Source organism: Polaromonas glacialis (assembly GCF_000709345.1).
Taxonomy (GTDB): Bacteria; Pseudomonadota; Gammaproteobacteria; order Burkholderiales; family Burkholderiaceae_C; genus Polaromonas; species Polaromonas glacialis.
The window spans coordinates 17011-37527 of sequence record NZ_KL448328.1 but is presented as its reverse complement, the minus strand read 5'-3'; the positions used below and the strand labels follow the sequence as shown (position 1 = coordinate 37527).

Sequence of the window (20517 nt, the reverse complement as noted above, 5' to 3'; positions counted from 1 at the left end):
ATCATGAAACTCAAACCCCTCATCGCCCTGGCGGCCGTGTGCGCCACCCTCCTTTCTCCATCAGCCCGCGCCGTCGACGCCTACCCCGGCAAGCCGGTCGTCATCGTCGCCCCGTCGGGCGCGGGCGGCGGCTTTGACTTTGTCGCACGCATGATGGGGCAGACCTTGACCGAGCAGCTCAAGGGCAGCTTCATCGTGGACAACCGCACCGGCTCGGGCACCGTCGTGGGCACCAAAAGCGTGTCTATCGCGCCACCCGACGGCTACACGCTGCTGGTCGGCGGACTGAGCAACATGGTCTTCAACGCCGCCTTGTACGAAAAGCAGGCCTACAGCCCGCAAAACGACTTCACCCCGGTCAAGCTGGTTGCCCGCTATCCCTACGTGCTGGCGGCCCGCGCCGACCTCAAGCTCGACACGGCCAGCCAGATCATGGCTGCGGCCAAACTGCAGCCCGAGACCTTCACCATTGCCACCGCCGGCGCGGGCAGCGGCCAGCAGGTGCTGGCCGCCGCGTTTGAAAAGAGCGCCAAGGCTAAGTTCCTCATCGTTCCGTACAAGAGCGCGCAGGCCGCCTACCAGGACCTGATCGCCGGGCGGGTGGACCTGTTTTTCGATACCTTGCCCTCGGTACGGCCGCACCTGCAGTCCAAGCGCGTCAAGGCCATCTTCATCACCAGCCCGGTGCGCAACCCGGTCGTTCCCGCGTTGCCGACGGCCAGGGAAATCGGCTTGCCGGAGCTGGAAATGGGCTCGTGGTTCGGCCTGTTCGCGCCGCGCAAGACGCCGCCGAACGTGGTCGCAGAGCTGCGCCGGGCGCTGGACGCGGGGATGAAGGAGCCCGCAATGCTGACGCGGCTCGACGCCGCCGGCATCGAGCCCATGGCGCTGACCCCGGAGCAGACCGACGCCTTCATCAAGGCTGAGTACATCAAATGGACCGGCGTCATCAAGCAGGCTGGCATCACGGCTGAATGAGTCCGCTTTTACCCTCTTATCCCCAAATGACCCCCTCAAACGACTTCCTCGACACGGTGTTCCACCATGCGCGAACGGCTAATGCATTCACCAATGCGCCGGTCGCGCCCGCGCTGCTGCGCCAGGCCTATGACATCGCGAAAATGGGCCCCACGTCCATGAACACGCAGCCGGCGCGCTATGTGTTCTTGACCACGAAGGAAGCCAAGGCGCGCCTTATCCCGGCCCTGAGTCCGGGCAACGTGGATAAGGCGCTGCAGGCGCCGGTCATCGCCATCGTGGCGACCGACACCCGGTTCTACGAATTCATGTCCATCGTGTTTCCTCATAACCCGAACGCCACCGCGCTGTTTGAAGGCAACGCGGCGCTGGCCAGCGGGACGGCCTCGCGCAACGGCACGCTGGGCAGCGCCTACTTCATCGTGGCGGCGCGCGCGCTCGGCCTGGACTGCGGGCCGATGAGTGGCTTTGACATGGCCAGGGTCAACGAGGAATTTTTCCCTGACGGCCGCTGGCTGGCGAACTACCTGATCAACCTGGGCTACGGCGACAAATCCAAATTGTTCAGCCGCAGCCCCCGGCTGACGTTCGAGCAGGCCACCGTGGTGCTCTGAGGCGCCCGGCCCATGAACGACTACTGCCTGAAAGGCGCTGGTCCCCCGGGTCGCTGGGAAGGACGCTGCACGAGCGAAAGACTCGGGCAGTGTCTAAACCTGCGCCCATTTTTTTACTATAAAGAGACTCTTCAATGAAAAAGACCCTTATTGCTTTGACCGCCCTGAGCGCCATCGTCGGCATGGCGCAGGCCCAGTCCACCGTGACCCTTTACGGCTTGATCGACACGGGTATCGGCAGCTTCAAAACCAATGCCGTTGTTGGCAACACGATTCAAAACCTGACACAGACGAGTATTCAAACCGATGGTCTGAACGGTAGCCGTTGGGGCATGCGCATGAGCGAAGACCTGGGCGGCGGCCTGGCGGCTGTTGCCAACCTCGAAAGTGGCATGGCAGTTGACACCGGTGCTTCCGCTCAAGGCGGTTTATTGTTCGGCCGGCGCGCCAACGTGGGCCTGAGCGGCGGCTTCGGCACTGTGACGATGGGTCGCAATTCGACCTCGTACGATGACGTGTCTGCTGACAGTTCCGTGATGAATCGCACTGTGTTTTTTGATCCGTCCCAGACCAACAACGGCCCAGCCACTTCTGTTGCCGGCGCCCCTTTGACTGCCGTCAATGCCGCTTCCTTGCTGTCTCACGGCGGCAAGACCTGGATTGGCTACCAGACGCGTTTCAACAACAGCGTCAAGTACACCAGCCCCAGCTTTTACGGTTTCAGCGGCTCGGTGACATACGCCCTAGGTGAAGACAAAGCCAGCCCGGCGGCCGCTGCAAATGCCAGCAAAAGCGTGTCGGCTTTCCTGAAGTACGTCAGTGGGCCTTTGCTGGTGTCAGGCGGCTACCAGTCCGAAGCGCCCGGTGGCACACTGGCAGTGGGGGGTGCTGGCACAACGAACGCGGCCGTTGGTGGTGTCAAGCCTGCACTGGAAAACGCACTGCTCAGCGTTGCCTACGACTTCGGGGCGGTGAAAATTGGCGCTGGCTTCAACCGTGCCAAGTTCAAGGACGTCCCTGCTCCGGCACAACTCAACGGCGGTGTTGTTGGCGGCTCTTTTGATGCCCAAAAGGAGGTTAGCTTGAGCGTTGCCGTGCCTTTGGGTGCGACAACCCTCAGCGCTGGTTATGCACAGTCTAACGGCGGTACGCTCGGCAAGAGCACCGGCTTTGGTGTGCAAGCTTTGTACGCTTTGAGCAAGCGAACGACGCTGTACGCGGGCGGCCTGAGCACAAAGGCTTATGACAAGCTAGCTGCAGCTGTTGTTGTGGCGCTACCGGGCAGCAACATTGGCCACATCACTACGTTCGCCGCCGGCATTCGCCACACGTTCTAAATAAAGAAAGCTGGCGATCTTCGTGCAGTGGCACAACTCGTGAGGGCGAACCAGGCGCACGAGCGCGGCACCGGGTGGCATGTGCATGAGGCTCCGTTTCACATTGTGTACATGCTCAAGGGCTGGGCACGCTTCATGTACGAGGATCGGGAGACACTGGTCGAGGCTGGTGACTGCGTACATCAGGCGCCGGGAATTCGCCATTATTTGTTCGATTACTCGCCGGACATGGAATACATGGAGATTGTTGGTCCGGCCGCCTTCACCAGTATCGAAGCAGAAGGCCCATGCGCGGTGCCCGAACCAGTGCCCTGGGCATGAGCGCTCGACACTAACGCTGCTCAAGAGTCATTCCAGCAATTCCAAATTGACCCTTGCCGAGTCTGCACCCATGGCGCCAGTTGCCGCCCGCCTTCAATCCCCCCAACTAACGATAAAAACCGTAATCATCAGTTGAAGGAGCAGTGAACAGCGTCGGATGAACAGCGCCGTTTTTATAAAAGACACGCCAAGCGATCAATGCGATACTTGTATCTCTTTTGGTCATTGGCAATTTGGAGAAAAACATGGGCGCTGTATCCCTTCGACTGCCTGACGATGTGTCGGCCCGCCTGCAGGACCTGGCCGAGCGCACCGGGCGCAGCAAGACGTTCTACATGGTCGAGGCCATCCGCGAGCACCTCGACGACCTGGAAGATGTCTACCTGGCCGAGCAACGCTTGAGCGACCTCCGCGCCGGCACAAGCCAAGCCGTGCCCTTGGAAGAAGTCATGAAGCGTTATGGCTTGGCGGGTTGAGCTCGATCCTGCCGCCGTGCGCGAACTGGGCAAGCTCGACCCGCAAAACGCCCGGCGCATCCTGACGTTTTTGCACAGCCGCGTCGCAGTGCTGGACGACCCGCGCAGCCTCGGCGAGGCCCTCAAGGGAAGCAAGCTGGGCGAATTCTGGAAATACCGTGTGGGCGACTGCCGCATCATCAGCCGCATCGAGGACGGCGCCTTGCGCATCCTGGTGGTCAAGATCGGCAACCGGCGCGAGGTGTACCGGTAGCGGGCGCGCCTTGTGCAAGGCAGGTGAAAGTGATGCCCTTGACAGGTATTTCTCAAGAAGGGTTTCCCATGGCTGGACCATTGGAACGGAGGGTGCCCGGCGGGTTCCGCCGGCTTTCTGTGGTGCAATTCGCCCGCGTGGTCGATGTGCCGCCCAAGGCCCAGGGGTTTGCCAACCTGGCGAGCGTGCAGACTCTGGCGCGCATGCCAAAGCGATTTGTGCGCCTTCACGGCGTTCACTGCCATTGTCCAGCCCGAGGAATTGCGCACCGTCACGCGCACCCACACATCCTGGCCTGACGCACCGAGATGGATAAGCAAAATTTGGCCCATGCAGCATCGGGCGCAAGCTCGCCGCGCTCGCCTCGCTTTAACCAGCCTGCTGTGTTGACATGACGCCAGACATGAAAGGAAAGACCGGACCGGTCGCAAAGCTGGCTGCTTAATTTTTGTGCATCGCCACGCAAGTCAATGCAGGCGCGGCTTTGGCGGCTCGTGAATGCAGTTATCCACAAGGTGGCCCACAGAAAAGGCGCACAAGGTGGATTGGCGCTTGCTCGGCGTTGCTCAAGGGAAGAATCCGGGCGCTCAGGAACAGCGCATGAAGGATGGCCGCCGCCCCCTTGGCACAGCGCACGCAAGCGCGGCAACGGCTTTACGCGGCAGCCTCACTGGTGCTGCCCCCCGGCTGACGCAAGTGATCGCCAGACGACACCATTCGCAAACGCTTGTTGACGTTTTCACCGCTGGCGCTGGCGCAATGGTCAGCAAGCCAGGCCTCGCAGACTGCGCGTTGGGCAACACCTGATCTCGTTTAAGTCAGGACGCGGCAATCTCAACAATAAACTGAGGCGCAGGACTACAAGCGTAAGTAACATGTAAGGTTAAAAATAACGTTCTCGATCACATTCGTTTTCCCTGCTTCACGAATCGCCTCATTTTCTTCAAAGCCGCACAAGCCAGCTTTCGCGCAAGGCTGACATTTTGGTTCTGCCTGGTGCCTGGCAGCCAGCACGCCAAGCTCCATGCCGACGCAGGCTCGGTCGGGTCTCGGTCTGATGCAAGCGCGCATAGCCAAGCACACCATCCATCGCACCGGAATGGCGCTTGATGCTCGCCAGAAGCACACAGAAGAAGCTCATGGCAGGGCAACTCACAACATCGAACTTATAAGGGGACTTGTCCTGTGCCAGTTAGTCCATTTGCAATCGACGAATTGCAGCTTTTGAATGACGCCGGGGTGGGGTCCGAATTTTTGACAAAAGGCGCTTACCCGCCAGCCACCCCTGCTCGGGCTGGGCACCGTGGCGTGCCATCGATGTGGCCGGGCTTCCTCAACGGCCAGGCCGAGCAACCGGTGCGGGTGCTGCTGGTTGATGACGATGCGAACATGCGCCGCGTGATCGCGCACGAATTGCTCGCCGACCTGCGCATCGACCTGCTGAGTGAAGGTGCCAGTATGCGCGAAGGGCGCCGGTTAATCAGCCAGCGCGAATTTGACGTCATGCTGGTCGACCTGAACCTGGGCGACGGCACGGGCTTTGATCTGATCGAACACATGAAGGCCGTGCGCCCCGCAGCCGAGGCCATCGTCATTTCGGCCATGGAAGACGCGCAGCACGCGCTGCATGCGTTCAAACTCGGCGCCACGGGTTACCTGGTGAAAAATTCCTGGTTCGGCAACTTTGCGCAGGCCGTGCTGCAGGTGGTCAATGGCGGGGCGTCCATCACGCCCGGGCTGGCGCGCAGGCTTTTGGGCAAATTCGAGCCTCTGCACACGAGAGGCGCTGGCGCGCCAGGCAGCGAGAAAGCCAGGGAACAACTCTCCGAGCGTGAAAAAGGCGTGCTGCAGCTGGTGGCCTCGGGCAATACGAGCACGGCCATTGGCGCGCGCCTGAACATCAGCGGGCAGACCGTCAACACGCACATCAAGAACATCTACCGCAAGTTCAATGTGCGCAGCCGCGCGCAAGCGGTGAGCTTTGCAGCAGCCCACGGCGTTTTTTAACGCAGCCGTTCAACGCCAGCGTGCTGGCTTGCTGCCCCAGCCATTTGCAGCCAACGCAAGTTAACGGGAAGCATTTGTGTAAATGGTTGAGGTTACCTGCCCGGCCTGCACCATGACGGGAAAAGCGCCCTACCGTCTTTCAGGCATTGGACAATGCCACGATTTAATGTCAAAACGTCGTCAAAAGCGGCCTGCTCGCGCAGGTGTCTCGGGGCCTGACATGGATGTGCACGGCCAGTGACTTGATGCCCGCCACACGCTGCGCGGCATAGTGGGCGCGCTGCTTGTGCGCGTAAATGTCCACCTCGCCGGTCAGCGTCACCGTTGCGTTCGCTGCTTCGAAATGGATTGTTTTGGCATGCTTGCCCAGTTCCCATGCCAATTCCTCGGCGATGTCTCTTTCAAGCTGCAGGTCGGTTTTCATCTGGTGTCACTTTCAGCACAAACTTGACGGTAGGGAGTTCGCAAAGCCAAACCCACCGAGCGGCTTTGGTGACTGGGCGTCGTTTCGTCCGGGTAAGCCGCTGCTGGGCGCTATCTGTCCATGGCGCTATCTTCGCGTGCCGGGCAGGATATGCGGCGTAGGAGACGGCGGCTGATGCGGGCAGGCCATTGTTCTGCTTTTTATTCATCAAACACTGACAAGCACGATGGGGGCGATCAGGCGAGCCGTCAGCTCGCCTGAAGGGCTGCCTGGACCGTTGAGCGGCAGGCCCCGTAGGGGGGGTACTTTTTTGGGAGATGGTCAGGCTGAGGATCGTCGCTAATGCCGAATGAGTGCACTTTACTGTTTCCCTAGCGACGCCAGGGCGCGCAAAATTCGCATGGCTGCAGTCCAGCTTTGCCTTAACGCAGGCAAAAAAACGTCGTGCCAGCGGCCATGTCCCGGTTCCAACAGGCCGGCGCTCAAGCAGCGCACCGTCGGCAGGTGCTGCCCCTGGCCTTGGCTGGTTTATGTCTACTGCTCAAGACGGTTGAACGAGCTTGTTTATCCACCCAGCAACACCGACACCCATGAATTTGAGAAATTTGAGAGATTTGAGAGATTTGAGAAACACTCATCATGTAATCAACAATATTAAGTAACATTAAGGCAAATATCGTTTTTCTAAGAAACAACAAGTAATGCGCACCTTGCTCCGTTCGGACGCCTTCATCCAAGTGCGCGGCACCCGACACAAACCGGTCCAATGCGGTTTTCAAGGGGCTTGGCCGCGTCCTTGGATGAACGCCCGCCAGCTGTGGGTTAGCGCCGCAGCATCAGCTTTCGTCAACGCAAACCGTGCTTTTTCCCTGACCGGGAACTTCGATGGAAATGGCGCGGCGTTCATCCTGTTGCATGCCGGCGCAACTTTGCGCTGGTGCCTCAAGACCGTTCCTGCGCAAGGCCGCGTTGCACGTGACCAGGGGATTGCCCATGAACAACACGATGGCCATTGCAGCCGGCCAGGCCAACGCCACCATCCAAAGGCGCAAGGCTTTGAAACTTCACGAGGACCCAGGCCATGCTCCAAACCACTAGCCTCTTGATCCTGTGGCTGGCCGCTTGCGCGTTGCTGCCGGCACGGCTGGTCAGTTGGGCAATGCCTCCCACACTGCCGGGAGCACGTGAGGCAGCCAAGCCGCTGCCGATACAGGCGACGACCCTGCCGGCAGCGGTGCAAATGACAGCGCTTGGAATTTCGGATCTGGGCCGACACAGCGTAGTGACCTTAGGCTTCAACAAATTACCGCGAGAGCTTCAATGTGCTCAAAAAGCGACTTCGGAGTCGAAAAGCCCTGAGCTCTGCCAAGAAGCTAATACGACCACAGCAGAATAGTACGGGAAGGAAAATTTTTTGATCACTGCCAGTCCCGTCAACCTCTTGCTTGTCGACAACGAGCCCGACAGCCTTGAACTGCTTCAGGAGTTTCTAGCTGCACCCGGGGTCGACTTCACTCTGGCCAGCTCGGGGCTGCAGGCCTTGCACAACATTGAAACTCTGGATTTTGCCGTCATCGTGCTTGACCTGCACATGCCTGGCATCAGCGGCTTCGAGCTGGCCCAACGCATTCGCCACTGCGAGCGCTCCAAATCCACACCCATCATTTTCGTGACCGGTGCGGATCCCCGGGCGTTTCCGGTCGAGAAGGCCTATGCGCTTGGAGCCGTTGACTACCTGATCAAACCGGTCAACCCCATCATCCTGCGCGCCAAGGTGGCGGTGTTTATCGAGCTTTATCGCCTCATGATGCATCAGCACCATGAGATCGAGCGCGAGCACCTGCTCAAAGAGGTGCAGGCGGCCAACGAACGGCTGGCCGACGTCTTCAGGCAAGCCCCTGCATTCATGGCCGTCCTGCGCGGACCCGAGCATGTGTTTGAGATGACCAACGATTGCTTCCTCGCGTTGGTGGGCAACCGCACGCTGATCGGCCTGCCAGTCCGGCAGGCGCTGCCCGATTTGGCTGGCCAAGGGTTTTACGAGCGGATGGACCGGGTGTTTGCAACCGGCGAGCCGTTTGTCGGAGTCGATCTGGCGATAGCGCTGCAACGCCAGGCCAATGGACCCATCGAAACACGATCGGTCGATTTTGTTTATACGGCGCTGCGTGACACCAACGGCGCCATAAGCGCTGTGCTCGTACATGGCGTGGACCAGACGCAGCGCAAGCAAGCCGAGGCGGCGCTGCGCGCGAGCGAAGCGCGTTACCGCATGCTGTTCGAATCCATGGACCAGGGGTTCAGCATTGTCCAGATGCTGGACGGCGCAGAAGGTACGCCTACCGACTTTCGGATCCTGGAAGTCAACGCCATGGCGTACCAGCATACCGGTCTGTCAGAGGCGGTAGGCAAAACTCTGCGTCAGCTCGCACCCGATGTCGATAGCCGCTGGCTCGAGCGCATTGCCCAGGTGGCGCTCACGGGGCAGTCGGTGCATTTTGAGGACTTCAGCAAGGCCTTGAATCGCTGGCTTGAGGTATTCGTGCATCCTGTCGGCCAACCCGACAACAATAAAGTAGCGCTGCTGTTCAGCGACATCACGGCGCGAAAGCAGTCAGAAGAAGCCCTGCAGCAACTCGCCTCTAGCCTGCTCGTAGCAGACCGGCGCAAGACCGAGTTCTTGGCCACGCTGGCGCACGAGTTGAGAAACCCGCTGGCGCCCATCACGGCCGGCCTGGCCATTGTGCGCATGCAGGCCGATCCGGCGCAGGCCCGCCAGACGCTGGACAAGGTGGAGCGCCAGGTCAGCCAGATGGTCATTTTGGTCGATGACCTGCTCGACATTGCAAGGATCGGTGGCGGCAAGCTCGAGCTCAAAAAGGAGCTCGTGGAACTCAAGGCAATTGTGTCCATGGCTATCGAGACCAGCCAGCCGCATATTCAGGAGAAGGAGCATGCGCTGCGAGTCCAGATGCCAGAAGAAACGCTGGTGCTCGAGGCAGACCCGACGCGCATTGCACAGGTCATCGCCAATTTGCTGAACAATGCCGCCAAGTACACCCCTAGCGGAGGCCACATCGAACTGTCGGTGCACCGTGACAACGGCCAGGACGGTGAGAACGCAGACGCTGTCATTTCAGTCGCGGACAACGGCATAGGACTTGCGCAAAACAGTCTGGACACGATCTTCGAAATGTTCAGCCAGGGCGATCTGAGTGCGGACCGCACGCATGGCGGCTTGGGCATTGGATTGTCGCTGGTGCGCCAGCTGGTTCAGATGCATGTCGGAACTGTGAACGCGGCCAGTGCGGGGCTGGGCCAGGGAAGCACCTTCACCGTCAGGCTGCCCCTGGCGAGTCGCACAGCACTTCCTGCGCTGGACCACAAACGGTTGGGCAGCAAGCCGCCTGCCAGCATCAAACAGCTGCGCATCCTGGTGGTCGATGACCACGTTGATGCGGCAAAGGCCCTGGCCACCGTTCTTGCGTTCAAGGGTCATGTGACCGAAATGGCCCACAGCGGCTTGAGCGCCCTGGACATGGCTGTTGAGTTCAGGCCCGACGTTGCTTTTCTTGACATCGGCATGCCAGGAATGGATGGCTATGAGACGGCGTGCGCAGTGCGCAAGATTGCAGGGCTGGAGGCGATGCGGTTGATTGCGCTGACTGGCTGGGGTACCCAGATGGATCGGGCGCGATCAGCCAAAGCAGGCTTTGATCATCACCTCACCAAGCCGGCAGCGCTTGACGCAGTTGATACGCTGCTGGCCAAGATTGCTGACACCTTGCATTAGGGAGCGGCAGTCGCGGCGACCCATGATCATCGCTGCACCGTTTCATGGTCCAAGCTTGAAACGAGATGCCCCCGTTTCCACGGATACGATGCGCTGGCCTATCGAAGAAGCGCCAAAATGAATGTGGCCAGGCGGTAAGTTGGGAGCATCGAGTGCCCTGCGATGTGTTGCCAGCCAGTCAGCGAGCTCAAACCCACCAGAACCAAACGCAACCGAGAAGTTTGTCTGCGTTGAATGAACGAACTCGGCTGCCTGGTAGGTTGAACAAAGCTTTTTTTAAGGCGCTGTGTTGCGGTCAATGGGCAGTGCGCCGAAATAGCGCGCAAAAATGCCGTCGCCGTTGCCATCGAAATGCTGAAGGGAAAGCATGAATCCGCCTTGTGAGGTCCCGCTCACGGCAGGCTGGAAACCACTTGCAAGCTGCGTGGGGTCGCCGGTGGGCGCGCCGTTGGCGCCATAGCGCCGGGCGTAGGACTCGGTGGCCGCCGGGCCAATGCCCTCATTGAAGACCACCACGAAACCGCCATCGTCCAGGGCGGCTACTGCGGGAGACGCCACGGGACGCGGGCATGGCCCGACGGCTCCGAGCCGGGTGCAGGTGGGAAGCGGCGCAAGCAAGGGGTTGACCGCGCTTTGCGCGGCCAGCACCGTGCCGTCGGAGCGAAAGGACTGAACCGCGATCACGGGAACGGTCTGGCCCCGAGCCAGGAAATAAGCCACGGCATAGCCGCCGCCCGCCAAGCCGGACACGGCGGGGGAACTGGCGCCGAGTAGGTCGCCTGAAGTGTCCGGTGTGAGTATCGCTTCTGGCCCGATGGGTGAATTCTGGGCACCATAGCGCTGCGCGTAAATGGCCGTGCCCGTGAAAGCGCGCTGCCCGGTGCCTGCCCAAGTAACCACGTATCCCCCGTCGGCCAGGGCGGCCACCGCCGGGTCGGATCGGGTGATCAGGTTGGACGAACTGACAAGGGTGTTCACCCGCTTTTCAGCACCGCACGGGCATGGAGCGCCATCGGCGTCAAAGCGCCGCGCATAGATGTCGCGGTTAGTTTGCAAGGGGGCGGCCGCCCCCCAAGTCACCACATAGCCGCCATCGGCCAGACCAGCTGCGGCAATGGTGGGGTAAAGGTAGCTGCTCAGGGTGGTGCTGTTGATCTGCTGGACAGCGCGAACCGGAGCTCCACTGGCATCGAAGCGCTGCGCGAAGAGATTGTGGTCGAAGCCTGCTCCGTCCGTTTGGCGTACCGGCCAGACAAGCAGATAGCCCCCGTCTTCCAGCGCAGCGAGTGCCGGCTTGCTCAGGAACACCGCCTCCGGTGCCCTGCAGGTTTCCTGCCCCAGCGCGGCGCCATCCACGCCGTAGCGCTGGGTGCATACGCCCTGCGTGTCCGCAGGGATGGAAGTGCCGTCATAAAACTCTGAACTGGAGATCCAGGCGATCACGTGGCCTCCACCCTTGAGCCGGGTGATGCTGGAATTTTCCTGCCTTCCGGCTATGGTCGTGTTAACCCTGAATTCGGCACTGACGGGTGCTGCGGCTGGCGCCAGAGCTGCTCCGGGCGCAGGATCGGCCGTGGGTGCAGGCGTGGGCGATGCGGCCGGCAGCTGCAGCGCAGCCGGTTGCATGGGGGGTGGGGTTTGTGGAGGTTGTGAGGTGAAGGACGCCAGCGCAGCGGCCGCAGGCGCGGAATCCCCGCCGCCACAGGCCGTCAGACAAAGCGCAGTCAGCACTACCAGCACACTGGCGGGCGCGGTGCGCCAGCCCTGTTTGAGCCTGGAAAAATGGGTGGTCACGAAAGGGCTTTCCTGCGGCTATTGCCGTCATGGTTTGTTTGAAAAAATCAAACATGATTTTTGATCCGCCGCAGCGCGCGTCCTGTGCGATAAAACCGCCTGTTGGGCTAGGGGCTTTGGCCGATGATCAGCCCAATCACACGCTGGCACCGGGGACACAGGGGGCGCCTCTGTCCCAGATGGAATGCATCAAGATGCCGGCGAGCCAGGCGCATTGCCATCGTTGTCCCTCAACGCAGGACCCAGGCTCGTTCTAAGGGATGTAGACGAAATCAACCGGATCTGGCGAGTCGGTTGAATTCATCTACGCCTCCTAAAACTTTCTAGCCGCTGTCCCGGCGCTGAAAAGCCGTCTGTGCAAAGCACCCTGCCCCGTCAGACCGCCTTGGCAATGGGCATGTCCCCCCACGCGGTCGTGTAGCCCGGCGTCAAGCGCTCCTGGCGCATGCCCCACTGCCGGGTGCGACCGTCGATCCCGCTGGCTGGCCAAGGGCACCATGCCCTTGCCGTATTTGGCGTTGAGCGCATCGATCGTGGCCATCAGTTTTACCCGCTCGCCGGTGGTCTCGGGCTCCAGGTCCAGCTCGCCCTGGTACAAGCTGCCGGGCACCAGGTCGAGCAGCAGGACGCCGGCCTTGATCAGCTGAAACCCGGGCTGGTAAATCGAGCGCAGGCCCAGCACCGCGGCCTGCACCAGGCAGGCGGTGTCGGCCGTCGGGCGGCGCAGCGGCACCACCGTGCTTTGCGAAAAGCGCGGGCCCGGCCGGTGCGGCGAGGTGTGGGCAAACACCAAGACTTCGCTGGCTACACTCCCCTGCCCGCGCAGCTTTTCAGCAGCGCGCGTCGCAAACTCGCTCACCGCTTCAATAAGGGGCCCGAGGTCCGTCACCGGCCGGCCAAAGCTGCGGGTGCAGGCAATCTCTTTTTTCGGCGTGGGCTGGTCATCCAACGCAATGCAACTCAAGCCCTGGAGCTCGCGCACCGTGCGCTCGAGCACCACGCTCCAGCGCCGACGCACGGTGGCCGGGTCCATGCGCATGAGGTCCAGCACGGTGAGAATTCCGCCCTCCTCCAGCTGCTCCGCAATGCGCCGCCCCACGCCCCAGACTTCGCCCACCTTTGTTGCGGCAAACACCGTGTCCTGGTCGCTTGCCGGCAGGGCCGCCAGGTTGCACACCTGCCCAAACTCAGCCGGGTAGCTGCCGGGCTTGCGCTCGGCGGTCTTGGCAATGTGGTTGGCCAGCTTGGCCAGGGTTTTCGTGGACCCCATGCCGATCCCGGTCGGAATGCCGGTCCACTGCAGGATGCGCTCGCGCACTTGCCGGCTGCGCGCTGTCAGGTCCCCGCGCACCCCGGCCAGGTCAATAAAGCTCTCATCGATGCTGTAGATCTCCTGCCCGGGGCCCAGGCCCGCGGCGATCGACATCATGCGTTCCGACATGTCGCCGTAGAGCGTGAAGTTGGCCGACAGGCCCACCAGCCCGTCGCTGTCGTTCAGGTGCTTGACCTCGAACCAGGGCGCGCCCATCTTGATATGCAGGGCTTTCGCTTCGTTGCTCCGGGCGATGCAGCAGCCGTCGTTGTTGGAAAGCACCACCACCGGCCAGCTTTTCAGGCTGGGGCGAAAGACGCGCTCGCAGGAGACATAAAAGTTGTTGCCGTCGACCAGCGCGAACAGGGCCATCGCAGTGCTCCTTTGTTTTTGGTTTTTTTTTCGCTTTTCGTTTTGTTGCTTCTTCGCTACTTGCGCAATTGGCGGATCGTGTACGTGACCACGCCGCAGATGATCAAGGTCTGCCCTTCCTTCAGAAGGATGGGCGGAAACGTCGGGTTGGCCGCGCGCAGCGAGACGGGGCTGCCCTTGCAGCAAAAATGCTTGACCGTGAACTCGCCGTCGACCTCGGCGACCACCACGTCCATGTGCTGGGGCGCGAGCGCCCGGTTGACCACCAGCAGGTCGCCGTCGCAGATGCCTGCGTCCACCATCGAGGTGCCGCGCACGTGCCAGAAGAAGGTCGCTGCCGGGTGCGTGATCATCAGGTCGTTGAGGTCGCAGCGCTTGACCGCGAAGTCCGCCGCCGGCGAGGGAAAGCCCGCCCAGACCGTGCCTTCGACCATCGGGAGCAGCAAGGGACCACTCGATTCATAGCGCGTGGCGGCTGGCGGCAAAGAGCTGTACATATAAAAGGGCTATCCACTTAGCTCCCTGAGTGGCAAAATGGCTCATGAACGAGAGTCACTCACCACCCATTGCAGGTCAGGATTACCCAAAGACCTGGAGCCAGTTTATGGATTGGTTTCATACCGAGCAAGCCTGCCTGGACTATCTTCAAAAGCTGCGCTGGCCCCATGAATTCGTTTGCCCCAGATGTGGCGTCATCAGCGCGCCCCTCAAGACCAGCCGAAACCGGCTGGTATGCCAGAGCTGCAAGCACCAGGCCAGTGTGACGGCGGGAACCCTTTTCGACAAGACGCGCACGCCGCTCAAGGTGTGGCTGGCCGCTGCGTGGTACATCACCAACCAGAAACAAGGCGTCAGCGCCCTGGGGCTGCAACGCGTGCTCGGTCTTGGGAGCTATCAGACGGCTTGGACCATGCTGCACCGCTTTCGCCGGGCCATGGTTCGCCCTGGCAGAGATATGCTCGGTGGGTTGGTGGAGGTCGATGAAACCTTCATCGCCATTGGCGACAAGGCCCAATCAGTCAATGCCAAAGGGCGCAAATCCCATACCGCCAAAACCCTGGTGGTCATCGCAGTCGAGATGATTGAGCCCAAGGGATTTGGACGCATCCGGTTGCGCCGCATTGTCGATGACTCTGAAAGCCAGGTGCTGCCTTTTGTCAAGGATGCTATTGAAGCCGGCGCCACCGTACATACCGATGGTTCGGCTGCTTACCGTCACCTCAAGGAAGAAGGTTACGTCCATCAGCAAAGCGTCATGCTGGGCTCTGACACACCGGCGCATGTGTCCATGCCAGGGGTCCACCGGGTCGCCGCGCTCATTCATCGCTGGTTGCTTGGAACGCACCAAGGCGCGGTGCAGCCTGCTCAGCTTGACTACTATCTCGAGGAGTTTGTATTTCGCTTTAACCGGCGCCAGTCGCTGTCGCGCGGAATGCTTTTTTACAGGTTGCTGGAGCAAGCCGTCGTGACCGACCCGGTGACCTACCAACACGTCGTTGCCCAGTCGAAACTACGGGTCATACAGTCTATGGAGCTAAGTGGATAGCCCATACATATAACCAGTAGTGTAACCCTGGCGCTTTCAGGGGCATGCACGGTGCAATCCCGGATGCCAAAAAACCAAGACTTGGAGTAGGAAATGAAATCCAGGCCGGCCCCTGCCTGCAAACCCCAGGGCCTCAGGCTGGGTGCTATGACAGGCGCTACCCGGTCAGCGGCCCGGCTTGAACTCGAAGTAGGCCTCGGGCGATTCGCCTAAAGTGCGAAAGCCGGCCTGCCGGGCCAAGTCCGAGGCCCTTTGCCATCGGGTCGCCTGGGCCATCTCCTCCTTGCTCAACTGGTCGTTGCCGCTTTCGCTGACGCTGAGCCAGGCGCGGTAGGCCGGCACAACCTCATCGGGTCCGCCCAGTGCTTTTTCCAGAGCGCGGCGGTACTGGTCTTCGGCTTTGATACGGGTGTCTTCCGGAATTTCGGGGAAGTCCTGCAGGGTGATGCTGTAGTTCATACTTTTCAGTATGCCTAAGTCATGCCTCGATCTGGTGCTTGCGAACTACATGCACCAAGTCGGTTTTAACATCAATATGGCTGCTCAAGAGGAATCCTTTTTCAACCAGAGACTCAAGGGCTTTGCGAAGCTTGTAGCGGAATTTGCGCAAGTCAACGATTTCGCTATCAGTCAAGCGGTGCAAGGTTTCCACCTTATATGCAAACGGCTGGGCGTGCGAATGATAAAACGTGTGCAACCACTTCTCCAGTGGAGACAGTTTTAGACGGGCCTGCCAGTTCAAGCGCAGATGGGAGGCCGGATCAAACAAGGAGGCAATCTGGGGGTTGATTTGAATATGCCACTGCCGCAGTGGCGGGCCGCCCTCCCCGTCCCGCCATTGAAACCCGCCAATCAATGAGCCCGTGTAGTTTTCGCGCCCTGCCTTGCCGCTGTCCACCGTGATGCCGACCGTGGCCACAGTTAGCCGGTACAGGGTATCAGCCAGACGCAGATAACTCGGGCCGTTTCCTGTCCAGCGCAAGTCCGTCAGCATGGAATTGGCTGTAAAGTAAACCTCGGTGCCAAGGCCCTGCATACGCGCCAGGTGCAGGCACTGCAAAAAAACATCCTCATCGTCCTGCCGCAACTCTTCGCCCGTGTAAGTGATGCTGATGCCCTTGAGCGCGGCAATCTCCCGCTTGCGGTGGAACTCCCTCTCGCCACCCTTGCGAGCACTGGCGGTATTGAACAAGGCCGAGCGAGCAATGGCATTTGGCAAGGCTCGCTGGTCCCGTGGCCACAGAGGCAGCTGGGCATTGCTATCGAGTGTCACGATTGGACCGAACGAGAGTGCTTTTTGAGGCGCGGTAGAAGGCATTCTGTGAGTTTGACCGGCGTCCTTCAGGCTGTCCAGCAGTAATCCTCGGTCCAATCGTGACATCTAACTCGGTCCAATCGTGACCTAGCCAAATCGAGTTCGTTTCAATCGTGACGCTCACCTCGTTTCAATCGTGACATATGTTCGTTTCAATCGTGACAAGCCGCCAAAATAATATGAATAAATTCAAAGAGTTAGTTCTGTTATCCACAGACGCTAATCTTCTTTAACTCTTTATTTAAACAACCAATAACTGTCACGATTAAAACGAACCCTGTGGATAACTTAAATCCAAAAAACAGTCTATCAAAAGGAATGCGGGTTCAATACGCCCTGTCCTACCAGTAAGAATGACTTTTGAACGAGATCTGCTTGCATTCGGCTAGCTGAATGGCTATCCTCTTGCTTATCCATTTGGCAACCCATGCGGCTAGCCTTGTGGATACCCAAGAGGGTATCTCATAAATCCATTCGTTTAGGGTCTTTTGCATGCCATCCATTGTTTTCGTGTCGCCCAAAGGTGGTGCTGGCAAAACCACTTCTGCACTCATCCTTGCCACGCAGATCGCCAAACAGGGCATTGGTGTCACCATCATCGACGCCGATCCTAACCACCCCATCAAGCTGTGGGCGCAAGGTGATGTTCCCCCTAAGAATCTTGCCATTGTGTCGGATGTGACAGAGGCAAATATTGCAGACCAAATAGCAGAGGCTGCCGGTAAAACGCCGTTTGTGGTGGTCGACCTAGAAGGAACCGCAGCCACTATCGTGGCCTATGCTATTTCCGAGGCTGATTTCGTGATCATCCCCACGCAAGGCTCGCAACTCGATGCCGAACAGGCCAGCAAAGCACTGCGCCTGATCCGAGCCCATGAGCGAGGCATACAAAAGCATAAGCCTGCCTACAGGCTGCCTTACTCGGTTCTCTTCACCCGCACGTCGCCTGCCATTACCAGTCGCGATACAAAGCATGTGCGCAACAGCTTTAAAAATGCTGACGTCACATGCTTTCAAACGGAATTGAATGAGCGTGCCGCATTCAAGGCCATGTTTTCATTTCGGCAACCGCTCGAAACTTTGGATCCGAAGGAGGTGTCAAATATTCCGCAAGCTATCAAGAACGCTGAGGAATATACCCGGGAAGTTATCGCTGCGATTCGATCAGCAAAAGCAGTCGAGCCTGCAGGGAAGGCTAAACAATGAGCCGCACCAATCCAATGGAAGGTTTTGATCTGACTGATTTTGAGGTCAAGCCAGTGGAGGATAAAAAACCCAAACAGAACCGCGAAGCCATTGCCAAGATTGCCGAGCAAAATGGATTTCCAAGCCGTCAGGCGCCACCGCTTAAGAGTGAAGCCGAGCGGCCGCGGCAGCACTATTTCCGCACGGGGCGCAATGTACAGATCCCGATCAAGGGTACTTCGGAGTGCCAAGAGCATCTGCAGCGCTTGGTGGAGGAGTTGAATGTGCCCAAAGGAGTAATTCTGGAAGAAGCGCTCAAGGCGCTGGAGGCTGTAAAGCATGAGCCTGCTTTATTGGACCGTCTTGACCGAGAGTTTCCTAGGCGAAGTGAACGGTAGCCAAGCGGGTAACCGTTCGATGACCCTTTCAGTTACCTACTCCGGTCCCAACAAGGATAGCTGAATTGATATCTTATTGGGTAGCCTAATGGATACCCGTTAGGGTAACCAGAAAGACATCCAAACAGATATCCTTAAGGGCATCCGTTTGGATGTCCGTTCATTGGTAGTTCTAGAAGAATTATCAGTAGTAGTAGTGCCGGCCACCACAACAGCCACACATTAAATCTACTCAACGATTACCAAAAACCGATGCTTTTCACTCTGAAAAAGGGTAGGGGCAGCGCCAAGATGCACTTTTGACTGCAGTCTTTGACCTCAGATATGTAGAGTTTTCACTGCGATCAGTTACCCGAATGCCTTGCCCAGCTCATCCACCCGCCGCTGGATCGGCGCCCGGCCATAGATCGCCGTGGTGGTCTGGATCGAGGCATGCCCCATCTGCGCCTGGATCACATCGAGCGGCACCTGCCGGGCAATGGCCCGGGTGCCAAAGGTATGATGCAGCCAGTGCGTCGTTGCCCCCGCCAGTCTTTCTCTCTCATTGGCAGGCAGGCTGGAGGCCCGTACGGCCTTGGCCAGCCAGCCCTTGACATGCTCGTAGAGCGCCTGGTAGCCCACTGGCTCCATGGGATCCAGGCTGCTCGCTAGCAGCGGCGCCTCGGGCGGCGCTTCCTGGACTGAGCCCAGGCCGCGCACGGCCAGGTACTCCTGCAGCGCAGCCAGAGCCTGCCCCGGCACGGCCGCTAGTCTGTTCTTCGAGCCCTTGCCGCGCACCTGCATCACCCAGCCTTCGGGCTCCATGCGCAGATCGCCCAGCGTGGCTGACAGGAGTTCGGCCGAGCGCAGCCCGACCGCCTCTACAAACAGCAGGGTGAACCGGATCCGGGCGGTTGACGGGGAGGGCGCCTGCACGTCAACGAAGCGCAGGACCTCCAGCATTGCCGCTTCGCTGAAGGCCTTGGTATCTAACATCTTCTTGCCCGGGTCGTCGCCGGTGAGCTGGTTGACCAGCACCCAGGGGTTGGCGCTCAAGTACTGCGCAGACTGCAGCCAAGCAAAGAGCGAAGCAATGATGGTGATGCTTTGGCGGCAACTCCCGTGCGAGAGCTGGCCGCGAAACGGCGCCCAGCCGGGCGTGCCGGGAGCGGCGCGTGCCCGGGAGATCCAGCGCGGCGGGATGTGCTGCAGGAACGCCATGAACGCGCCGCAGTCGGACACCGACATCTGGGCCAGTGTTGCACCCCGGCATTCGTATTGCAGCCACAGCAAGAGGCGGTGCGCATCGCGCTGGTAGACGCGCGCGGTGGCCAGCGACCCTGCCCGCGCCTGGATCCAGCTTTGCACTGCCTCCAAATCCGAGTTCACGTTCAGCAGCGGGCGTGCCAAGGCGGCACTCGTCACCTCTTGCACCACCAGGTCGCTGGGTGCCCCATCGGTTTGCGCGCCAGAGGCGTGAGAAGCGCGAGCAGGCGAGGGCGCGCCGAACAGCGCCGGCCCCGGGTGTCAGACTTGTTGTCGCGTCCAATTCTTCAATGGCTAACTGCCCGGCAACGACATTTCATGACCAGAACACCGCATTCACATCACTCCCTTGAATTTAAAGAGCAGGCATTGCTCAAAGCCAGGCATCGCGGCACGCGTTCCGTTATCAGCGTTGCCGGTGAACTCAACATGTCCGCCGGCACGCTCAGGAAGTGGCTGCAAAGCGCAAGCAAGAAAACCGGCACGATAGCCCCCCCGGTGTCCGCTGCAACTGCTGCACTGGACGGCCCGGCGTCGGCCTGGACGCCTGCACAGCGTTTGATGGCGCTGCAGCAAAGCTATGCACTGGATGACATGGCCCGGGCCAGCTGGTGCCGCGAGCATGGCGTGTTCGAGCATCAGCTGGTGCAGTGGCACCAGGCGTTTTGCACCCCTGCCGTGCCCGCTTCACGCGAGGCGAGCGGCGCCTTTCGCGAGCTGCAGCGCCAGCATGATCAGTTGCAGCGCGAACTCAGGCGCAAGGAAAAGGCGCTGGCCGAGGTGGCTGCCTTGCTGGTGTTGCAAAAAAACTTCCAGGCGCTGTTGGAGGGCGCGGACAAATGACGTCCGTCCAGCAGCGCCAAAAGTTGCTCGGCCTCATTGACAAGGCCTGCGCCGACGGGGCGCGTTTGCAACCGGCTTGCCGCCAGATCGGCTTGTCGTGCCGCAGCGTGCAGCGCTGGCAGCGCTCTGAGGCGGCCGAGGGTGACCAGCGCCCTTCAGGCAAGCGGCGCTATGCACGCCCGGCCAACAAGCTGCTTGAAGAAGAGCGCCAGGCCGTGATGGCCACGCTCAACAGCGAAGCGTTCAAGGACTTGCCGCCGAGCCAGATCGTGCCTCGCCTGGCCGACAGCGGCGTCTATGTGGC

Annotated in this window: 20 protein-coding genes and 3 pseudogenes; 16 read left to right on the top strand and 7 right to left on the bottom strand. The window is 60.0% G+C overall.

Going from position 1 to position 20517, the window contains the following annotated elements:
* Positions 1 to 3: 3 nt before the first annotated feature.
* The 8 genes and pseudogenes from EC86_RS0125115 (at position 4) to EC86_RS0125085 (ending at position 5986) form a co-directional block, all read left to right on the top strand.
* A complete protein-coding gene (locus EC86_RS0125115; protein ID WP_029528482.1) occupies positions 4 to 978 on the top strand; it encodes a Bug family tripartite tricarboxylate transporter substrate binding protein in 975 nt (324 codons plus the stop codon).
* Positions 979 to 1004: 26 nt separating this feature from the next.
* A complete protein-coding gene (locus EC86_RS0125110) occupies positions 1005 to 1592 on the top strand; it encodes a malonic semialdehyde reductase (RefSeq protein WP_029528481.1) in 588 nt (195 codons plus the stop codon).
* A 134-nt stretch (positions 1593 to 1726) separates the two neighbouring features.
* Complete coding sequence (locus tag EC86_RS0125105) at positions 1727 to 2929, top strand: porin (RefSeq protein WP_029528480.1); 1203 nt, start codon at positions 1727 to 1729, stop codon at positions 2927 to 2929.
* 24 nt (positions 2930 to 2953) lie between these two features.
* Positions 2954 to 3250 (top strand): annotated as a pseudogene (locus EC86_RS0125100) (cupin domain-containing protein); the annotation flags it as partial.
* Positions 3251 to 3495: 245 nt separating this feature from the next.
* Positions 3496 to 3726, top strand: a complete 231-nt coding sequence (relB, locus tag EC86_RS0125095; RefSeq protein WP_029528478.1) for a type II toxin-antitoxin system RelB family antitoxin — start codon at positions 3496 to 3498, stop codon at positions 3724 to 3726.
* Positions 3710 to 3979 carry a type II toxin-antitoxin system RelE family toxin gene (locus tag EC86_RS0125090; RefSeq protein WP_029528477.1) on the top strand — a complete coding sequence of 90 codons (270 nt, stop codon included), beginning with the start codon at positions 3710 to 3712 and terminating at the stop codon, positions 3977 to 3979. Before relB ends, EC86_RS0125090 begins: the two co-directional genes overlap by 17 nt.
* 68 nt (positions 3980 to 4047) lie before the next feature.
* Entirely contained in the window at positions 4048 to 4278 is a 231-nt protein-coding gene (locus tag EC86_RS29310; protein WP_156955521.1) for a hypothetical protein, read from the top strand.
* A 1018-nt stretch (positions 4279 to 5296) separates the two neighbouring features.
* Positions 5297 to 5986 carry a LuxR C-terminal-related transcriptional regulator gene (locus tag EC86_RS0125085; RefSeq protein ID WP_084181769.1) on the top strand — a complete coding sequence of 230 codons (690 nt, stop codon included), beginning with the start codon at positions 5297 to 5299 and terminating at the stop codon, positions 5984 to 5986.
* A gap of 169 nt (positions 5987 to 6155) precedes the next feature.
* On the opposite strand, the gene EC86_RS0125080 is transcribed toward EC86_RS0125085, so the two are convergent.
* A complete protein-coding gene (locus tag EC86_RS0125080) occupies positions 6156 to 6410 on the bottom strand; it encodes a BON domain-containing protein (protein WP_029528475.1) in 255 nt (84 codons plus the stop codon).
* Between the two features lie 1081 nt (positions 6411 to 7491).
* Here EC86_RS0125080 and EC86_RS29305 point away from each other — a divergent pair.
* Both EC86_RS29305 and EC86_RS0125070 read left to right on the top strand, forming a co-directional pair.
* Complete coding sequence (locus EC86_RS29305; RefSeq protein WP_156955520.1) at positions 7492 to 7806, top strand: hypothetical protein; 315 nt, start codon at positions 7492 to 7494, stop codon at positions 7804 to 7806.
* 18 nt (positions 7807 to 7824) lie between these two features.
* Positions 7825 to 10203: a hybrid sensor histidine kinase/response regulator gene (locus EC86_RS0125070; RefSeq protein WP_051676396.1), complete on the top strand. Its 2379-nt coding sequence runs from the start codon at positions 7825 to 7827 to the stop codon at positions 10201 to 10203.
* Positions 10204 to 10479: 276 nt separating this feature from the next.
* On the opposite strand, the gene EC86_RS0125065 is transcribed toward EC86_RS0125070, so the two are convergent.
* The gene (locus EC86_RS0125065; protein ID WP_029528472.1) at positions 10480 to 11829 is read right to left on the bottom strand and encodes a hypothetical protein; all 1350 of its coding nucleotides are present in this window, start codon (positions 11827 to 11829) and stop codon (positions 10480 to 10482) included.
* Positions 11830 to 11857: 28 nt separating this feature from the next.
* Between EC86_RS0125065 and EC86_RS0125060 the strand changes: the two genes are divergently transcribed.
* Positions 11858 to 12061, top strand: coding sequence for a hypothetical protein (locus tag EC86_RS0125060; protein ID WP_029528471.1), 204 nt, complete (start codon positions 11858 to 11860; stop codon positions 12059 to 12061).
* Positions 12062 to 12372: 311 nt separating this feature from the next.
* On the opposite strand, the pseudogene EC86_RS26765 reads toward EC86_RS0125060, so the two are convergent.
* Together EC86_RS26765 and EC86_RS0125050 are read right to left on the bottom strand one after the other, a co-directional pair.
* Positions 12373 to 13675 (bottom strand): annotated as a pseudogene (locus EC86_RS26765) (Y-family DNA polymerase).
* Between the two features lie 62 nt (positions 13676 to 13737).
* Positions 13738 to 14178, bottom strand: coding sequence for a LexA family protein (locus EC86_RS0125050; protein WP_029528470.1), 441 nt, complete (start codon positions 14176 to 14178; stop codon positions 13738 to 13740).
* A 44-nt stretch (positions 14179 to 14222) separates the two neighbouring features.
* Between EC86_RS0125050 and EC86_RS0125045 the strand changes: the two genes are divergently transcribed.
* Positions 14223 to 15227 carry an IS1595 family transposase gene (locus tag EC86_RS0125045; protein WP_029528469.1) on the top strand — a complete coding sequence of 335 codons (1005 nt, stop codon included), beginning with the start codon at positions 14223 to 14225 and terminating at the stop codon, positions 15225 to 15227.
* Positions 15228 to 15392: 165 nt separating this feature from the next.
* On the opposite strand, the gene EC86_RS0125040 is transcribed toward EC86_RS0125045, so the two are convergent.
* A complete protein-coding gene (locus tag EC86_RS0125040) occupies positions 15393 to 15686 on the bottom strand; it encodes a hypothetical protein (RefSeq protein WP_029528468.1) in 294 nt (97 codons plus the stop codon).
* Between the two features lie 19 nt (positions 15687 to 15705).
* The gene (gene trfA, locus EC86_RS0125035) at positions 15706 to 16608 is read right to left on the bottom strand and encodes a plasmid replication initiator TrfA (protein WP_084181767.1); all 903 of its coding nucleotides are present in this window, start codon (positions 16606 to 16608) and stop codon (positions 15706 to 15708) included.
* Between the two features lie 426 nt (positions 16609 to 17034).
* On the opposite strand from trfA, the gene EC86_RS0125030 reads away from it, so the two are divergent.
* The gene (locus EC86_RS0125030) at positions 17035 to 17748 is read left to right on the top strand and encodes a ParA family protein (protein WP_029528466.1); all 714 of its coding nucleotides are present in this window, start codon (positions 17035 to 17037) and stop codon (positions 17746 to 17748) included.
* On the top strand, positions 17745 to 18125 hold the full coding sequence (locus EC86_RS0125025; protein ID WP_156955519.1) for a hypothetical protein: 381 nt from the start codon (positions 17745 to 17747) through the stop codon (positions 18123 to 18125). The genes EC86_RS0125030 and EC86_RS0125025 overlap by 4 nt, the downstream gene beginning before the upstream one ends.
* Positions 18126 to 18473: 348 nt before the next feature.
* Here EC86_RS0125025 and EC86_RS0125020 read toward each other — a convergent pair whose 3' ends face one another.
* Positions 18474 to 19514 (bottom strand): tyrosine-type recombinase/integrase, encoded by a 1041-nt coding sequence (locus EC86_RS0125020; protein ID WP_232230063.1) that lies wholly within the window; start codon positions 19512 to 19514, stop codon positions 18474 to 18476.
* Positions 19515 to 19688: 174 nt separating this feature from the next.
* Here EC86_RS0125020 and EC86_RS0125015 point away from each other — a divergent pair, with 174 nt between their 5' ends.
* The gene (locus EC86_RS0125015; RefSeq protein WP_029528463.1) at positions 19689 to 20213 is read left to right on the top strand and encodes a transposase; all 525 of its coding nucleotides are present in this window, start codon (positions 19689 to 19691) and stop codon (positions 20211 to 20213) included.
* A pseudogene (locus EC86_RS29725) lies at positions 20210 to 20517 on the top strand (IS3-like element ISGur6 family transposase); the annotation flags it as partial. The gene EC86_RS0125015 and the pseudogene EC86_RS29725, both read left to right, overlap by 4 nt.

What these genes read in the sequence shown, in the direction of transcription:
- EC86_RS0125115 (WP_029528482.1), top strand. Translation starts at nt 4, where the DNA reads ATGAAACTCAAACCCCTCATCGCCCTGGCGGCCGTGTGCGCCACCCTC.
- EC86_RS0125110 (WP_029528481.1), top strand. Translation starts at nt 1,005, where the DNA reads ATGACCCCCTCAAACGACTTCCTCGACACGGTGTTCCACCATGCGCGA.
- EC86_RS0125105 (WP_029528480.1), top strand. Translation starts at nt 1,727, where the DNA reads ATGAAAAAGACCCTTATTGCTTTGACCGCCCTGAGCGCCATCGTCGGC.
- relB (WP_029528478.1), top strand. Translation starts at nt 3,496, where the DNA reads ATGGGCGCTGTATCCCTTCGACTGCCTGACGATGTGTCGGCCCGCCTG.
- EC86_RS0125090 (WP_029528477.1), top strand. Translation starts at nt 3,710, where the DNA reads ATGGCTTGGCGGGTTGAGCTCGATCCTGCCGCCGTGCGCGAACTGGGC.
- EC86_RS29310 (WP_156955521.1), top strand. Translation starts at nt 4,048, where the DNA reads ATGGCTGGACCATTGGAACGGAGGGTGCCCGGCGGGTTCCGCCGGCTT.
- EC86_RS0125085 (WP_084181769.1), top strand. Translation starts at nt 5,297, where the DNA reads ATGTGGCCGGGCTTCCTCAACGGCCAGGCCGAGCAACCGGTGCGGGTG.
- EC86_RS0125080 (WP_029528475.1), bottom strand. Translation starts at nt 6,410, where the DNA reads ATGAAAACCGACCTGCAGCTTGAAAGAGACATCGCCGAGGAATTGGCA.
- EC86_RS29305 (WP_156955520.1), top strand. Translation starts at nt 7,492, where the DNA reads ATGCTCCAAACCACTAGCCTCTTGATCCTGTGGCTGGCCGCTTGCGCG.
- EC86_RS0125065 (WP_029528472.1), bottom strand. Translation starts at nt 11,829, where the DNA reads ATGCAACCGGCTGCGCTGCAGCTGCCGGCCGCATCGCCCACGCCTGCA.
- EC86_RS0125050 (WP_029528470.1), bottom strand. Translation starts at nt 14,178, where the DNA reads ATGTACAGCTCTTTGCCGCCAGCCGCCACGCGCTATGAATCGAGTGGT.
- EC86_RS0125045 (WP_029528469.1), top strand. Translation starts at nt 14,223, where the DNA reads ATGAACGAGAGTCACTCACCACCCATTGCAGGTCAGGATTACCCAAAG.
- EC86_RS0125040 (WP_029528468.1), bottom strand. Translation starts at nt 15,686, where the DNA reads ATGAACTACAGCATCACCCTGCAGGACTTCCCCGAAATTCCGGAAGAC.
- trfA (WP_084181767.1), bottom strand. Translation starts at nt 16,608, where the DNA reads ATGTCACGATTGGACCGAGGATTACTGCTGGACAGCCTGAAGGACGCC.
- EC86_RS0125030 (WP_029528466.1), top strand. Translation starts at nt 17,035, where the DNA reads ATGCCATCCATTGTTTTCGTGTCGCCCAAAGGTGGTGCTGGCAAAACC.
- EC86_RS0125025 (WP_156955519.1), top strand. Translation starts at nt 17,745, where the DNA reads ATGAGCCGCACCAATCCAATGGAAGGTTTTGATCTGACTGATTTTGAG.
- EC86_RS0125015 (WP_029528463.1), top strand. Translation starts at nt 19,689, where the DNA reads ATGACCAGAACACCGCATTCACATCACTCCCTTGAATTTAAAGAGCAG.